Here is a 13,576-nt window from a genome sequence, read left to right on the forward strand (position 1 = left end):
ATCAAGTCTATTTTCAAGTTCCTCTCTCAACCCCAAAAACAGTTATTGTATTGATTATCAAATAACAAAAATATTCTGTAGGCCTAATGTTGTGGTTGTCATGTTATTTTAGATTATAAAAACATTCAAAAACAGTACCTTTTGTAAAACATTTAGATACCCTAAAATTTTGCGGTGCTACACCGTTTTCGCTACATTGCACCAAATTTAAGCAATGAGCACAACAATACCCCAGCAGGCTTTGCCTACAAAGCCGCACTTTGCCATATTAGACGGCCTTCGCGGCGTGGCAGCCCTTATGGTAGTGGCGTTTCACGTTATGGAAACCCACGCCCACGGCGACCCTGTACAACAGATAATTAACCACGGCTACCTTGCGGTAGACTTCTTTTTCCTGCTCTCGGGCTACGTTATGGCCTATGCCTACCAGGATCGTTGGGAACGCATGAGCGTGGGCGAGTTCTTTAAGCGCCGCCTGGTGCGCCTGCAGCCCATGGTGGTTATGGGCATGATAGTGGGGGCTATATTCTTTTACTTTCAGCATAGCGAGGCAGCCGGTATGGGCAAAATAGCCGATACTCCGGTGTGGTATATGCTGGTTATCATGCTTATAGGCTTTACGCTGATACCGGTTCCGCCCTCAATGGACGTTAGAGGCTGGCAGGAAATGCACCCGCTCAACGGGCCGGGGTGGTCGCTTTTCTTTGAATATGTGGCCAACATTCTTTATGCCCTGATTGTGAGGCGCTTCTCTAAAAATGCACTGCGCGTTTTGGTTGTGTTGTCGGGTATAGTATTGATTCACTATGCTGTTACCAGCGAGCGGGGCGACGTTATAGGCGGGTGGAGCATTACGGCAGAACAGCTGCGCATAGGCTTTACCCGGGTTATGTTTCCGTTTTTTGCCGGTTTGCTGCTGTACCGCACTACTAAAATAACACGCATTAACAACGCCTTTTTATGGTGCAGCCTGCTGATTATAGCTGTGTTAGCCTTTCCGCGTGTGGGCGGTTATGACCACAAATGGGCAAACGGGCTGTATGATTCGCTTAGCATTATCATCCTATTCCCTATTATTGTTTACATGGGTGCCAGCGGGCAGGTACACTCGGCCATTGGCCAAAAGGTGTGCAAGTTCCTGGGCGATATCTCCTACCCCATTTACATTACGCACTACCCCATTATTTACACCTATACGGCCTATGTGGCAAACGGCAAGGTACCCTTTGGCGAGGCGCTGCCCTGGGCACTGGTTACGTTCTTTGGCAGTATAGCCCTGGCGTGGCTGTGCTTAAAGCTGTATGACGAGCCGGTGCGCAAATGGCTTAAGAAGAAGCTGGGGTAAGCGGGGAATTTGCTATCTTAGCATGAAATCCTCACACCATGAAAAACCTCACATTCAACCTGTTATTATTGCTGTGCGGCCTTTGCTCTTTCGCGCAAACGGGCGCTATTGAAGTTACCGTAACCGACACCGTGTGGATGAAGCCCACATCATTTGAATACCTAGTAGAAGTAACGGCAAACGAAGGCTGGACCATTTATCCACCCTTAAGCGCCGATTCGGTATACAATGAGGAGGCCGATGCCCCTCAAAAACAGCAACATATCAAGGATTTAAAAGCATTCCTTACGAAAAAGAAATACACTTTTAAAGAGCCCCAAAACCCTATGCCGGGCCTTGGCCACTTAACTCCGGAAGGTATTGTAGTAACCCTTACAACCACTAAAGACCTGAAGCGCCTTAAGGCCGACATCAAAACGCTTGATTATGCCCAGGGCCATTTGGGTGGCGCGCAATTTGGCGATGAAGCCCTTTATGATACTGCACTCTATACAAAATTGGTTAACCGCGCACGCGCCAAGGCGCAGGCCATTGCTACAGCCAGCGGCCTTAAACCCGGCAAAATACTTGAGGTTAAAGAGGTTGAGCAACAAAAAGACATACAAGACCTGAACATATATGATGTGTATTTTGTATTTAGTAAAGGCCGTGTGTTTGAAGACGAAAAAGGCAATGTGCATGGCGAACTGACCCGCACCATAACCGTAAAATTTGCGGCAGAATAGCTATGAATAATGCTATAAATACCTTTATAGATAACCTGGATAAAAAATGGGCAACGATGTCCGGGGGCTTAATTAAAGATTCGAAACAGTCTTTTAAAAACAGCCAGCTTATTGATTTCGAATCAGGAAAAATTACCGCCCCGAATAGTTTTGGAATTTATTTTATTGAGATCTATCCGCAAAAAGATTTTGATTTTCAAGTATTTGAAGACAACTGGAAAAGCAACATCATAAAAACACCAAATATTATAAAGAATCGGATAACAGATAAATCAAACGAAAAATGGTATCCTTTCTATATTGGCAAGTCTGAAAAACTGTATTCAAGAATAAACGAGCATTGCTTTCATCAAGCAAATAAGACTACATATGGATTGAAGCTGGGGTGCAGGACAGAATTATTAAAACAGGCACAATTCAGGTTTAGTTTTTATGAGGTTGCCAATAGAAGTCCTGAAAATGTTAAGTTGAAAAGTGCATTACAATTCATTATCACGAATTTGGAAAAAGAACTAAGGGACGAACTAAAACCATGGATTGGAAAACAATAACATTCTAAAAATCAAACCGTAACTGTACCGCCACTGCCTTTTTAACCCCGGCCTCGTTGTTAAGGCTGCCCAGTGATATACCCAGCAGGCGTACCGATTCCTTGGGTTTTTCCTGGTAGAGGAGCTCTTTTACCACCTCCATTATCAGGCTTTTATCTGATATAAAGTAGTGCAGGGTCTTGCTGCGGGTTTGCACGGTAAAGTCGGAGTACTTAATCTTGAGGGTCACCGTTTTGCCGGCAATTTTCTTTTTTTGCAGGCGGCGCACCAGCTCATCGGCTATGTGTTCCAGTTTTTCGAGCATAAACACCTCGCTCACAAGGTTTTCGTTAAAGGTATGCTCCGTCCCCACCGATTTTACAATGCGGTCGCTCTTCACTTCGCTGTTGTGTATGCCGCGCACCACATGGTAATAATAGCCCCCCGCCTTGCCAAAATGCTGCGTGAGGTATTCTTCAGTCTTCTCCTTCAGGTCTTTACCGGTAAAAACACCCAGCTGGTACATTTTTTCGGTAGTAACCTTGCCCACACCATAAAACTTGCCAATGGGCAGGTCTTCAAGAAATTGCAGTACCTCATCAGGGTTTACCGTTTTCTGTCCGTTGGGCTTGTTATAGTCGCTGGCCACCTTGGCTATGAACTTGTTAACGCTTATACCCGCCGATGCCGTTAAACCCGTTTCCTCAAATATCCTTTGGCGAATTTCCCGGGCAATCATGGTGGCGCTGGGGTTGCCTTTTTTGTTGACGGTCACATCAAGGTAGGCCTCATCCAGCGAAAGCGGTTCAACCTTATCGGTATAGTCTAAAAATATATTGCGGATTTTGCGGGAAATCTCGGTATACCGGTCAAAACGCGGCTTCACGAAAATGAGGTGAGGGCATCGTTTTTTGGCCAGTATGCTGCTCATGGCACTACGCACGCCAAACTTTCGCGCTTCATAACTGGCTGCGGCCACCACTCCCCTTGTACCGCCACCCACGGCAATAGGCAGCCCGCGCAGCTCGGGGTTATCAAGCTGCTCTACAGAAGCATAAAAGGCATCCATATCTACATGGATTATTTTGCGCTGTATAAGGAGTGGGGTTTCCATAGTGCAAAATTACGGCAAAAACAGCCCCACGAATTACATTAATCTTCTAATTGTTAGAAAATTTGCATAATTAAAGTTGATTTTCAAAATCAAATGTTTATCTTTAGTGAAACTTTTATATCTTTGTATTTGTGAGAAAACGGACCATAGTATTTTATAAAGAGTATTTTCAGGATTTTTTCAGTCAGCAGCGTGATAAGGTAAAGGATAAGATTATCTGGACATTACAGCTTATTGAAGAAATTGACCGTGTGCCGGAAACCTATCTTAAACACATTGAAAGCACAAACGGGCTTTATGAAATAAGGGTTCAGGCGGGCAGCGACATTTTCAGGATATTTTGCTTTTTTGATGAAGGCAGGCTGATAGTCATAGCTAATGGTTTCCAAAAGAAAACACAGAAAACACCTAAGAAAGAAATAGAACGGGCATTAAAAATAAAGGAGGAATATGAAAGCGAAAAATAACACCCTGACGTTAGACCAGTTTAAAGATAAAAACTACGGTGTAACGGGCACCGAAAAAAGGGATGCCCTTGAGGCAGGCTATGCCGATTTTAAGCTCGGGGCTTTACTGCATGAAGCGCGCCTTGAAAAAGGCCTTACCCAACAGGAACTGGCCGATAAAACCGGCACAACCAAATCTTACATTTCCCAGATTGAGAATAATGTAAAGGAAGTTAAGATTTCCACCCTTAAAAAAATAGTAGAAGTAGGCCTTGGCGGCCACGTAGAGCTTTCTATTAAACTATAAAAACAAAGCCACGGATTATACTATTAGTCATAATCCATGGCTTTTATATTATTTGCTTATCAATACTCCTCCGGATTTCATCCGGGGCTAATACACGCTACCCCTTCAGGGTCAGCAGCGGTTGCGAGTGAAGTATTTATTATGCCCTTCGGCAAGCTCAGGGTGACTGCCTGTGCAAACTGGCATCTGTCATCTACTATCTGCCTACTAAACAAGCCCCTGCCCCAGCATGGCATCGGCTACTTTTACAAAGCCTGCAATGTTGGCACCTTTTACATAATCAACGTAACCCGACTGGTCTTTACCGTGGGTAACGCACGCCTCATGTATGTTTGCCATAATGGCTTTAAGACGTTCGTCTACCTCTTCGCGCGTCCAGCTAAGGCGTTGTGAGTTCTGGCTCATTTCAAGGCCGCTGGTAGCCACACCGCCTGCGTTGCTGGCCTTACCCGGGGCAAACAATAATTTTGCCTTGTGAAAGGCTAAAACAGCCTCGTGCGTACACGGCATGTTAGCGCCCTCGGCTATACAAATACAACCGTTGGCAATAAGCTGTTGTGCCTCTTCACCGTTAAGTTCATTTTGGGTAGCGCAGGGCAGTGCAATATCGCACTTTACTTCCCACGGCTTGCCACCCTCAATAAATTTGGCAGAGGGGTATTTATCGGCATACTCGCTAATGCGGCCGCGTTTTTCGTTTTTCAGTTCCATGATAAAGGCCAGCTTATCGGTATCGATACCCGCCTCATCATATATATAACCGCCTGAATCGCTCACGGTAACCACTTTGGCACCCAGTTCAATGGCTTTTTCCACGGCATATTGCGCCACGTTGCCCGAGCCCGATACCACAACTACCTTACCCTTAAAGCTTTCGCCTTGGGTTTTCAGCATGCTCTCGGCAAAATACACACAGCCGTAGCCTGTAGCTTCGGGGCGTATAAGCGAACCGCCAAAGCTAATGCCCTTGCCTGTTAGCACGCCCGTAAACTCGTTGCGCAGCCTTTTGTACTGGCCAAACAGGTAGCCCACTTCACGACCACCCACGCCTATATCGCCCGCAGGCACATCGGTATCGGCAGTAATGTGGCGTTGCAGCTCAGTCATAAAGGCCTGGCAAAAACGCATGATTTCGCTGTCGGATTTTCCTTTAGGGTCAAAGTCAGAGCCACCCTTGCCGCCGCCCATAGGCAGAGTGGTAAGGCTGTTTTTAAAGGTTTGCTCAAAAGCTAAAAATTTCAGGATGCTCAGGTTCACACTGGGGTGGAAACGAAGGCCGCCCTTGTAAGGACCTATGGCACTGTTCATTTGTATGCGGTAGCCGCGGTTTACCTGGGTTTCGCCTTTGTCGTTTTGCCACACCACGCGAAAAGTAATCACGCGCTCAGGCTCTACCATGCGCTCCAGCAGCATTTTGCCCTGGTATTTTTTGTTTTGCTCAATAAACGGAAGCACGGTTTCGGCTACTTCGTGTACCGCCTGTAGAAATTCGGGTTCGTTTGGGTTGCGTTGTTGTACGTAGTCCATGAAGGACGATAGGTTGTTCATAGTTAAGCCCCCTAACCCCCAAAGGGGGAATCCCGGGGGTGGGATTATAGATTAGTAGTCAGTTATTTTTCCTGTCGGCGAAGTTCCCCCTTTGGGGGTTAGGGGGCTAATGCTGTTTCAATATCCTCAATCAGGTCATCTATATCTTCAATGCCCACGCTAAGGCGCACCAGGTCGTCGGTTATGCCAATTTCCTTGCGCTTGGGCTCGGGTATACTGGCGTGCGTCATCAGTGCCGGGTGGTTGGCTAAAGATTCTACACCACCAAGCGATTCGGCCAGCGTAAATACTTTTACATTCTCCAGGAAGCTTATGGCATCAGCCTTTTCACCACTTTTAAATGTGAATGATACCATACCGCCAAAACCGCCCTGCATCTGCCTTTTGGCAAGTTCGTGCTGCGGATGACTTTCAAGGCCGGGATAAAATACGGTAGCTACTTTAGGGTGCTGCGCCAGGTATTCGGCCACTTTCTGGCCGTTAAGGCAGTGGCGCTCCATGCGTATGTGAAGGGTTTTGATGCCGCGCAGTACCAGGTAGCTGTCCTGCGGGCCCAGGGTTCCGCCGGTGGCAAACTGGGCAAAGTGCAGCTTTTCGCCAAGCGACTCATCGCGCACTACAAGGGCACCGGCAATTACATCGCTATGGCCGCCCAGGTATTTTGTGGCGCTGTGCATTACAATATCAGCACCCAGGTCAAGCGGGCGTTGCAGGTAAGGTGTTGCAAAGGTGTTGTCTACAGCAAAAAGAATGTTTTTGCTTTTGGTAATTTCGGCTACAGCCGAAATATCAGCCAGCTTCATAAGCGGGTTGGTTGGGGTTTCCATCCACACAAGCTTTGTTTTATCATTTATAAGCGCTTTAAGCTTCTCTGTATCATTTAAATCCACAAAGTGGAAGGTAATGCCATAATCGGCATAAATGCGGGTAAACATACGGTAAGTGCCCCCGTAAAGGTCGTCCATGGCAATAACCTCATCGCCGGGCTTTAGCAGTTTCATAACCGTATCAGTAGCTGCAAGGCCGCTTGAAAAAGCAAGTCCGCGGGTGCCGTTCTCAATGCTGGCAAGGGCATTTTCCAGGGCAGTGCGGGTAGGGTTTGCCGCGCGGCTGTATTCATAACCGGTATGTACACCGGGGCTGGTTTGTGCAAAAGTGCTGGTTTGGTACACCGGCGGCATTACCGCGCCGGTAGAGGGGTCGTGGTGCTGACCGCCGTGTATGGCTTTCGTGTTAAATTTCATATAAAACAGGTTCTAAGAACAATTTTGTAAGGCAAATTTACTGTAATTTAGTTACACCCGTAACACGGGCGTTAACCTTTTGCAAAACAATAACACTACCTGAAATGAAACGTATTACCCTTTTAGCCATAGCCTTAATAGCCTTTGCAAGCTGTAAAAAAGACCCAAAGGAAGGCGACACCCTTAACGATTCTATACCCGAAACTACCGATACCGCCACTGCCGGGCTTGCTTTTGAGAGTAAAACCTACACAAAAAAAAGCACCCTGCCGTGCAAAGATGTCTGCACATCAGTAACAATTGACATAGCTGAAGCCGGGGGTGCCGGTGTAGCATCAGACAGTATAAACAAAAGCGTGTTTAATGTGGTGCGCAGCATTGTGCATTTTGGCGAACAGCCGGCCAATGCCAAAACCTACCAGGAAGTAATGGATTCTTTTGTAGGCGCTTATGATGAGCTGAAGAAAAAATTTCCTGATGATGCCATGGCCTGGGAAGCCAAGGTAAAAAGCACGGTAGACTACCGTAGCGATAACATACTGAACGTTAAGATAAACCACTACACTTTTACCGGAGGTGCCCACGGTTATGGCGGCGAACGTTCGCTTATATTTAACCCCGAAACCGGTAAAAGGCTTACCCGCAACGATATATTTAAAGATATAAAGGCGTTTACCGCTTTCGCCGAAACAAAATTCCGCCAGAAATATAAAATACCTGCCGGTAAATCCATCAATTCAACCGGCCTTATGTTTGTAGAAGACCGTTATAAACTGCCGGATGAGATATTTTTCCGCGAAAACGGCATACTATTGTTTTACAACACATTAGAAGTAGCAAACAATGCCGAAGGCAGCAAAGACGTGCTTATACCCTATGCTGAGGCAAAACCCTTCCTGAAAATACAGCCCTAAATAAACTTCTTAAGCTGTAGCATAATGCCCAGGTGTATGCCTTCGTGGTGGTTGTTAAACGCAATGGCGTCTTCTACCGTTTGCAGGCTAAAGCCCATTTCGCTCATGCGGGCGTTGTAGGTGGTAAACAGGCCGTTGTTGTAGTCTTGCTCGGTTTTATCAACCAGGCTAAACATCAGGCTTTTAATTTCATCGGCCTCAGCCTGTGTAACATCACGCTCCGGTTTAGAACCGCGGGCGTAGCGGGCTATTAACTCTTCGCTGATTAACGGCGTAACACCACTACCCTTGTATACCAGCACCTGCTGCGATACCACCACGTGGCCTATATTCCAAATCAGGTTGTTCTTAAAGCCGTTTGGTATTTTGTTGAGCTGCTCCAGGGAGTGGTTCACAAAAAAGCGGGCTAAAACTTCGCGGCTAAAACGGGTAAGCTTGAATTCGGTTTGCATTGTTTGTTTTTTTTAGCGAAGATATAAAGTTTTCAGCATTGGAACGCGGATGACACGGATGCTGCGCAAACGCGGATTTACGCGGATTTTGAAAACCAAATTATTGAAGAAATCTGCGTAAATCCGTTCAATCCGCGTCATCCGCGTTCCATCTTAATCTAAAATAGTATTTTTGCCGGATGGAAAAACGCTACACATATCCCAAACACGAAAAGCTGAAGAGCCGTATTATTATCGGCAGCCTGTTTGAGGAAGGCAAGTCGGTATCTAAATACCCGCTGCGCCTGGTGTATGCCCCACTGCCAGATGGCGAGGCAGGCCCGCTGCAAATGGGCGTTTCGGTTTCTAAAAAATACTTTAAGCGCGCCCACGACCGCAACCATTTTAAGCGCCTGCTGCGCGAAAGCTACCGCCTTAACAAGCACCTGCTGCTGGACAACCTGCAACAGCCCTATGCCGTTATGTTTTTTTACCAGACTAAGGACAGGATGGATTTTGATGAGGTGCAGGAGAAGACCGTGTTGCTTTTTGAGAAACTGATAGAGAGTCTAAAAGCCGAAAGTCAAAAGTCGTAAAGTGATGGAACGCGGATGACGCGGATTGAACGGATGTGCGCGGATTTCTTTTTTGGCTAAGAGGCTTAGAAGCTAAGCGGCTCAGTAGCTTCTTTCGACTTTGGACTTTACGACTTTAGACTAAAAAAGCCTTTTTTCCGTTTTTATCCTTATTTTCGTGATTGCAACTGAATTAGAAATTAAATTCCGCTCAAGAATATGGCCTTTTTTAGACGAATGAAGAAAAAATATGTAATGCCGCTGCTGGCCGTTACAGTGCTGTTTACCGGTACTGCGTTTACCTACCGCGATGACTTTTTTGAAATTGCCAAGCAAATAGAAATTTTCACTACACTGTTTAAAACGGTTAATACCAACTATGTAGACGAAACCAATCCCGGCGAACTTATGGATAAGGCCATTAAAAGCATGCTGGCCGACCTTGACCCCTACACCAACTATTTTAACGAGGCCGATGTGGTTAAATTCAAAATTAACAACTCGGGCGAGTACACGGGCATTGGCGCACTGATTACCCGTAAAGACGGCAAGCTGATTATCAAGGAACCGTATAAAGACTATCCGGCAGATAAGGCAGGCCTTAAGGCAGGTGATGAAATTATACAGATAGGCGATGTGGTGCTGGCCGATTTTAAAGAAGATGCCAGCGAGCTGCTTAAGGGTTCTAAAAACACCAAAATTGCGCTTAAATACATCCGCCAGGGTAAAACCCTTACTACTGATTTAATACTCAACCAGGTTGAGCTAAATGCCGTACCTTATTTTGCTATGGTAAATGGCACTACAGGCTATATTGTACTGAGCCAGTTTAACGCCAAGGCCGCCAGCGAAACAAAGGCAGCACTGATTGACCTTAAAGGCCAGGGCGCTACAAGCATTATTTTAGACCTGCGCGGCAACCCGGGGGGCCTGCTTAACGAGGCGGTAAACATTTGCAACCTGTTTGTGCCACAGGGCGAAACCATTGTGACCACCAAGAGTAAGAACGAAAAATACAACATGAACTATACCACCAAAAACAACCCGGTAGACCTGCAAATTCCGCTGGTGGTGCTGGTAGACGGCAAGAGTGCCTCGGCCAGTGAAATTGTGGCCGGTGCCCTTCAGGACCTTGACCGTGCCGTGGTGGTGGGCAGCCGCAGCTTTGGCAAAGGCCTTGTGCAGCGCCCTATAGATTTAACGTATGGCACGCAGGTAAAGGTTACCATTTCGCGCTACTACACGCCAAGCGGCCGTTGCATTCAGGCGCTGGATTATACCCATAAAGATGCCGATGGAAAGGCCATTCGTGTTGATGCCAAAAACTACAATGCCTTTAAAACCAAAGGCGGCCGCACTGTGTATGATGGCGGCGGTATTGAACCCGATGTTGCCCTTGACGAAACCAAAACCAGCGCCATTGCCGATGCCCTGGTGCGCAAAGACGGCATTTTTAACTATGCCACGCAGTATTACTACAAAAACCCTACTGTGGGCACGGCCATACCAAACGTTACCGATGCCGACTTTGAGGCACTGAAAGCGTACCTGAAAAAGGAAAAGTTTGAGTTTGACACCGAAACCGAAAAGAAACTTAAGGAAGTACTGGAAGTTGCCAAAACCGAAAAAGTAGACGGCAGCATTAGCACCGAATACCAGGCGCTGTTAACCGCCCTGCAAAAAAGCGAGGAAAAAGAACTTAACGCCCACAAGACAGAAATCAAGCAGTTGCTAACCGATGAGCTTATTAAGCGCTACCAGTATAAAGAAGGCCTGTATAAGTACTACACCACCAGCAATACCGAGATTAAAAAGGCTACGGCCCTGCTGGCAGACCAGGCCGGTTATAAAAAGATTTTGACGAAGAAATAATAGTAACCCCGCAATTGCGGGGTTTTTAATTTAGCCGGAAATTTAGCAATGGGCAAAGATATTTTACGTACACAATTATCATTTTTATCATATCAGGAACAATTGGTGTTCGCGTTGTTAACCTGTGATAGGCTCTTGCCAAATTATGTGGCTTTCTCTGAAAAATTTAAGTTTGGAGCCCCTGCCGGCCTTGAAAAAATCATCAATAAACTTTATGAAAGCACATTTGAAGATTTTGATAATCAAAAAATTAACACATATATAAATTTCATTGAAACGATAACGCCCGATACCGAGGATTTCAATTCAGTATTAGTTTCTTTTGCTTTAGATGCCTGCACATCTGTACTGAGTACTTTAGGCTTTATATTAGACAAAAATGTACAAAATATTATTGATATCGCTTCATATGCCACTGACACCATAGCTATGTACATCCAGGAACGTGATAATTTAGATGCAAACAACGCAAACCTAAGTTTTGTAATTGAGGAAGATTTATTTATGCAGGAAGAAAAACACAGGCAATTAACTGTAATTGAATATTTAAAGAACAATCCGTCTGTTACATTACCCGACCTGAATTACTTAAGAAGCCTTGGAAGCAAAAATATCATCGACCTGAGTTTACTATCTTAACCATCAAAAACAGCTGTTTTACAAATGCAACCCAACTACAATTTAGAAGAAATAAAAAATATCCTTGAGCAAAAGCTTTCTTATGAAAATATGAAAGACATGAACATTGCAGCTTTTGAAGTGTTTGTAACAGAATTATTTACCTGGCTCGATGGGTTCAGGCAACAGGGATTAGACCATACAGTAATCAGGGATATAATAGAGGATATACGCCGTGATCAAATGGAATATTTTGATACCGACAGCCTTTTTGAAAACCGTTTTGGCGACCTGTATGAAGAAATCATCTTTTTTTGCCCCGACCCTATTTTTTGGCTTGTAAACCTTGATACGTATCTTAAAAAATGGCACTTCCGGTTTAAAATAGGGGTTTATGCCCCATCGGTAATACAGGCAGAAGAATTGCTTGCCATGCCCAAAGATAACCTCATCCTTATTGATGCAGGTTCGGGCGTGGCAGCGTTTGAGCGTTATAAGCAACAACACCTTGCCGGGGCACTGTATGTAGATTTAGATGCTGATTTGGCCGAGATTCCTACAGATGCTAAATATGGCGGCAGGCACCCGTTGCCATCGGCAGAGAAATTCGGGCAATTGCTGGGCAAATTGGGCATATACCACAACTGCCGCGTGGTGGTATATGACGATAAAAACGGCACCAACGCTGCGGCACGCTTCTGGTGGATGCTTACCGGCGAAGGACGGCCAAAGGTGCAGGTACTCAACGGCGGGTTGCAGGCGGCAGTAGCGGCAGGTTATCCCACAGCTGCGGGTGTTGAAACCCCAACCCCGGCAAAAGCCTATCAGCTTTGGTACTGGCCCAACCCAACCGTTACCATGGCTGAAGTTGAGGTTGCTACGCAAAACCCTGAGAAAACGGTAATTGACGTGCGCGATGCCAACCGCTACAACGGCATTACAGAACCTATTGACCCTGTTGCCGGGCACATTCCCGGGGCGGTAAACATTCCGCTAACGGGCAATTTAGATGATAATGGGCTGTTCCTTTCGCGTGAAGCGCTTAGGAAAAAATACCTGGAAGCATTAAACGGCGTTGACCCTGCGCAGGCTGTTGTGCACTGTGGGTCGGGCGTTACGGCGTGCCATACCATTTTGGCAATGGAGTATGCCGGGCTGCCTATGCCTAAGTTGTATGTGGGGTCTTATAGCGAGTGGTGCAGGAATAAGGAAATAGTATAACTTTCAGTTAAGAGCATGAAAATAAACAAACTAATCGTCATTTTAATTACGTTCTCATTTATGTCGTGTAGAAATACTACAGAAGATAAGTATGTAGAAGTATTTTATAATCATGCACCAGGAGCTAAACTACCAATGACTCTGTATTGCAAGTGTGAACTGACAGATACTCCTAAAAAACAATTTGAAAATTACTTTACAATAAGCGGCGATAGCCTTGTAGCTTTTTTGAAGCACTATGAAAAACTACAACCTTCAGATTCAAAAGATTCAATAAATGCCGCTGTGTTTATCCTGTTTCATAATTCAGAGACAACAGATACTATTTGTGCCGGATATGACGGAAGACTAAAAATGAACAGCAGGTATATCAAAAAAAATCCTGAATTTACCCGGGAGGTTATGGCACTTGTTGCGCAACATCATTCTCAGATAATGGCAAATAAATTCAGAAAACAGCCATAATTTTCCCCTTACCGGGCTTATTCCTCTACCATCTAAAACATCATAATATTAAATACAGGCACAATACCATTAAACAGTAAATTTGCACTCATAACATCTGAAATAATGAAAAAAGTAGTACCCGTTTACTGTTTACTTTGTTTTCTGCTAATTTTTGTTGTGAGCGTTTTAAGTTTAAATAAGCCTTCAATAGAAATTGTTACCCTTTTGTTTACAAGCCT

Annotated in this window: 15 protein-coding genes; 11 read left to right on the forward strand and 4 right to left on the reverse strand. The window is 45.4% G+C overall.

The features are described from left to right. The first annotated feature begins 214 nt into the window (after positions 1-214). The 3 genes from AM279_RS14015 to AM279_RS14025 are packed head-to-tail and all read left to right on the forward strand — an operon-like array spanning position 215 to position 2,621. On the forward strand, positions 215-1,345 hold the full coding sequence (locus tag AM279_RS14015) for an acyltransferase family protein (RefSeq protein ID WP_054408657.1): 1,131 nt from the start codon (positions 215-217) through the stop codon (positions 1,343-1,345). A gap of 38 nt (positions 1,346-1,383) precedes the next feature. Continuing rightward, positions 1,384-2,070, forward strand: coding sequence for an SIMPL domain-containing protein (locus tag AM279_RS14020; RefSeq protein WP_054408658.1), 687 nt, complete (start codon positions 1,384-1,386; stop codon positions 2,068-2,070). A gap of 2 nt (positions 2,071-2,072) precedes the next feature. Further along, positions 2,073-2,621 carry a hypothetical protein gene (locus tag AM279_RS14025; protein ID WP_054408659.1) on the forward strand — a complete coding sequence of 183 codons (549 nt, stop codon included), beginning with the start codon at positions 2,073-2,075 and terminating at the stop codon, positions 2,619-2,621. 4 nt (positions 2,622-2,625) lie between these two features. Here AM279_RS14025 and dinB read toward each other — a convergent pair whose 3' ends face one another. Beyond that, a complete protein-coding gene (gene dinB / locus AM279_RS14030) occupies positions 2,626-3,714 on the reverse strand; it encodes a DNA polymerase IV (protein WP_054408660.1) in 1,089 nt (362 codons plus the stop codon). A 131-nt stretch (positions 3,715-3,845) separates the two neighbouring features. On the opposite strand from dinB, the gene AM279_RS14035 reads away from it, so the two are divergent. Both AM279_RS14035 and AM279_RS14040 read left to right on the forward strand, forming a co-directional pair. Next, the gene (locus tag AM279_RS14035; RefSeq protein ID WP_054408661.1) at positions 3,846-4,181 is read left to right on the forward strand and encodes a type II toxin-antitoxin system RelE/ParE family toxin; all 336 of its coding nucleotides are present in this window, start codon (positions 3,846-3,848) and stop codon (positions 4,179-4,181) included. Continuing rightward, positions 4,165-4,467, forward strand: coding sequence for a helix-turn-helix domain-containing protein (locus AM279_RS14040; RefSeq protein WP_054408662.1), 303 nt, complete (start codon positions 4,165-4,167; stop codon positions 4,465-4,467). The genes AM279_RS14035 and AM279_RS14040 overlap by 17 nt, the downstream gene beginning before the upstream one ends. Positions 4,468-4,674: 207 nt before the next feature. Here the strand turns inward: AM279_RS14040 and gdhA are convergent, their stop codons facing one another. Together gdhA and AM279_RS14050 are read right to left on the reverse strand one after the other, a co-directional pair. Further along, entirely contained in the window at positions 4,675-6,015 is a 1,341-nt protein-coding gene (gene gdhA / locus AM279_RS14045; RefSeq protein ID WP_054408663.1) for an NADP-specific glutamate dehydrogenase, read from the reverse strand. A gap of 98 nt (positions 6,016-6,113) precedes the next feature. Then, positions 6,114-7,259 carry a cystathionine gamma-synthase gene (locus tag AM279_RS14050; protein WP_054408664.1) on the reverse strand — a complete coding sequence of 382 codons (1,146 nt, stop codon included), beginning with the start codon at positions 7,257-7,259 and terminating at the stop codon, positions 6,114-6,116. Between the two features lie 104 nt (positions 7,260-7,363). Here AM279_RS14050 and AM279_RS14055 point away from each other — a divergent pair, with 104 nt between their 5' ends. Next, the gene (locus tag AM279_RS14055; protein ID WP_054408665.1) at positions 7,364-8,173 is read left to right on the forward strand and encodes a DUF3298 and DUF4163 domain-containing protein; all 810 of its coding nucleotides are present in this window, start codon (positions 7,364-7,366) and stop codon (positions 8,171-8,173) included. Here AM279_RS14055 and AM279_RS14060 read toward each other — a convergent pair. After that, complete coding sequence (locus AM279_RS14060; RefSeq protein WP_054408666.1) at positions 8,170-8,625, reverse strand: DinB family protein; 456 nt, start codon at positions 8,623-8,625, stop codon at positions 8,170-8,172. The two genes, AM279_RS14055 and AM279_RS14060, sit on opposite strands and share 4 nt — an antisense overlap. Positions 8,626-8,804: 179 nt before the next feature. Between AM279_RS14060 and rnpA the strand changes: the two genes are divergently transcribed. The 5 genes from rnpA (at position 8,805) to AM279_RS14085 (ending at position 13,355) form a co-directional block, all read left to right on the forward strand. Beyond that, entirely contained in the window at positions 8,805-9,200 is a 396-nt protein-coding gene (gene rnpA / locus AM279_RS14065) for a ribonuclease P protein component (RefSeq protein ID WP_054408667.1), read from the forward strand. Positions 9,201-9,416: 216 nt separating this feature from the next. Then, positions 9,417-11,051, forward strand: a complete 1,635-nt coding sequence (locus AM279_RS14070) for a S41 family peptidase (RefSeq protein ID WP_236688523.1) — start codon at positions 9,417-9,419, stop codon at positions 11,049-11,051. A gap of 48 nt (positions 11,052-11,099) precedes the next feature. Then, positions 11,100-11,690, forward strand: a complete 591-nt coding sequence (locus AM279_RS14075) for a DUF416 family protein (RefSeq protein WP_054408669.1) — start codon at positions 11,100-11,102, stop codon at positions 11,688-11,690. A gap of 24 nt (positions 11,691-11,714) precedes the next feature. Continuing rightward, positions 11,715-12,890 carry a sulfurtransferase gene (locus tag AM279_RS14080; RefSeq protein ID WP_316948707.1) on the forward strand — a complete coding sequence of 392 codons (1,176 nt, stop codon included), beginning with the start codon at positions 11,715-11,717 and terminating at the stop codon, positions 12,888-12,890. Positions 12,891-12,905: 15 nt separating this feature from the next. After that, positions 12,906-13,355, forward strand: a complete 450-nt coding sequence (locus AM279_RS14085) for a hypothetical protein (RefSeq protein WP_054408670.1) — start codon at positions 12,906-12,908, stop codon at positions 13,353-13,355. Positions 13,356-13,576 lie beyond the last annotated feature (221 nt).

The sequence above is a fragment of the Flavobacterium akiainvivens genome, assembly GCF_001278115.1.
In the GTDB taxonomy this organism is placed as follows: domain Bacteria; phylum Bacteroidota; class Bacteroidia; order Flavobacteriales; family Flavobacteriaceae; genus Flavobacterium; species Flavobacterium akiainvivens.